Genomic DNA, 2,163 nt, shown 5'->3' with positions numbered 1-2,163 from the left:
GAGTTTACCTATTTTGTCTTTATTCTACCAGCATCAGGGCGTCGAGGGCGGTGACGCCCGAGGGGTAGACGACCACAGGGTTCAGGTCGATCTCGCGGATCGACGGTTCCGTCAGCAGCAGGCGGCCAAGACGGGCGATCAGGGCCGATACAGCGGCCAGGTCCAGCGGCGCTGAGCCGCGGAAGCCCGTCAGCAAGGGCGCGCTTTTCAGTTTCAGAAGCTCGGCGGTGATCTCGGCTTCGCTGAGGTCGGGCGCCAGCAGGCGGACATCGTGGAACAGCTCTGCCGTCACACCGCCCAACCCCGCCAAGATGACCGGGCCCCAGTCCGGGTCAGTTTTCGCGCCGATGATCAGTTCGACGCCGCGATCGCCCATCTTCTCGATCAGCACGCCGTCGAGGGTGAGCGCGGGGTTGTAGGCGGCGACGTTGCTGTAAAGGGTCTTCCAGGCGGTGGCCAGTTGCTCGGCGTCGCGGATGTTTAGTAACACGCCACCGGCATCGCTCTTGTGGCTCAACTCGGCCGACTGGGCCTTGAGCACCACGGGGTAGGTGAGGTCGCCGCAGGCCTCGGGTGAGGTGACGAAGCGGCCTTCGGGGAAGGGAATGCCTAGCGGGCCTAAGATGGCCTTGGCGCGGTATTCGGGGATGACGCCGTGCAGGCCGGCCAGGTCGGCGGGCAGGGGTGCTGGAGCCGTCGCGGTGTCGGGGCGCAGGCCGTTCAGGCGTTTCAAAGCGCGGAAGGCGCGTTCGGTCGACGGGAAGCACGGTACGCCCTGGGCGCGCAGGTCGGCGATAAAGGCCGCCGGGATGTCGGCGCCTTCGTCGAGGCCTGCATAGATTACGGGTTTGGTTGGCTTCAGTTCGGACACGGCGCGCAGGATCGGCGGGATCTTGATGCCGGTGGTCACCGGATCGGTCTGGATCACGCCCATGACGATGGCGCCGAAGCGGTCGTCATCGAACAGAGCTGACAGGACGCGATAATAGAGATCGGGCTCGACCAGGCCCTGGGCTGTCAGATCGAGCGGGTTGCTCACCCCGACGAACGGCGGCAGGGCAGCGCGCAGGGTAGGGGAGTCTTCGTCGTGAATCTGTGGCAGGTCGACGGCGAGGTCTTCGCACAGGTCCAGGGTCAGGGCCTTGAAGGCGCCGGATTCGCCGAAGACGGCGGTGCCGCCGGTCGGCAAGGCCGGACAGCGGATGGCGATTTCGGCGATGTCGGCCAGTTCTTCCAGGGTCTCGGCGAAAACGACGCCGGCACGTTCGACATGAACGCGCATGACGGCGTAGTCGCCGGCCATGGCGCCGGTATGGGTGGCGGCCGAGTCGCGGGCGGCGGCGCTTTTGCCGGGGTGAAGCAGGACGATCAGCTTGCCGGCAGCCCGGGCGGCGCGCGCGGCAGCCAGGAAACGTTGGGGTTTGCGGAACTGCTCGACGATCATGGCGATGACGCGGGTCGCCGGGTCGGCGACCAGGTAGTCGACATAGTCTTCGACGCCGGAGGCGGCTTCGTTACCGGTGGAGACCGAGAAGGACAGGCCCAGGTCGCGCGCGGCGATGGTGGTGCCCAGCACGCACGCCATGGCGCCGCTTTGCGAGACGATACCGATACCGGGGCGGTTGTTCAGCGGGGTGATGTTGGTTTCGACAAAGGTCAGGGGAACCGAGTCGATGAAGTTGACCATGCCGAGGCAGTTGGGGCCTTCGACGATCATGCCGGAGGCGTGGGCGATGTCGGCGATTTGTTGTTGTTCGGCCATGCCTTCGGGGCCGCCTTCGGCAAAGCCGGCCGAGAAGATGACGGCGGCGCCGGTCTTCTGGGCGGCCAGGTCGCGGATGGCGGGCAGGACGCCGGCGCGCGGGATGGCCAGGACGGCGGCATCGATGTTCTGGGGCAGGTCGGTGATGGACGGGTAGCAGCGCCGGCCGTTGATCTCGTCGCGTCTGGGATTGACCAGGTAGATCTCGCCGTCGAAGCCGTTGCGCGTCAGGTTGTTCAGCACCGAGGCGCCCAGGGCTCCGGGTTTGTCGGAGGCGCCGATAATCGCGACGGAGCGGGGGCGCAGCAGGCGGTCGATCGGGTTGGTCGTGGTCATATGGCTGTCGGCGGTCATGAGGCTACCGTTATAAATGGAAATATCGGAGCAATCCCGAAAGAGGA

1 protein-coding gene is annotated in these 2,163 nt (G+C 66.1%); it reads right to left on the bottom strand.

Going from position 1 to position 2,163, the window contains the following annotated elements:
- Nucleotides 1–19 precede the first annotated feature (19 nt).
- Nucleotides 20–2,163 (bottom strand): acetate--CoA ligase family protein (locus ABI_RS11875; protein ID WP_309545681.1); only part of this gene is annotated, 2,144 nt, incomplete at its 5' end.

It is taken from the genome of Asticcacaulis biprosthecium C19 (assembly GCF_000204015.1).
Taxonomy (GTDB): domain Bacteria; phylum Pseudomonadota; class Alphaproteobacteria; order Caulobacterales; family Caulobacteraceae; genus Asticcacaulis; species Asticcacaulis biprosthecius.
The sequence above is the reverse complement of the archived record's forward strand: the minus strand, read 5'-3'. Positions and strand labels throughout refer to the sequence as shown.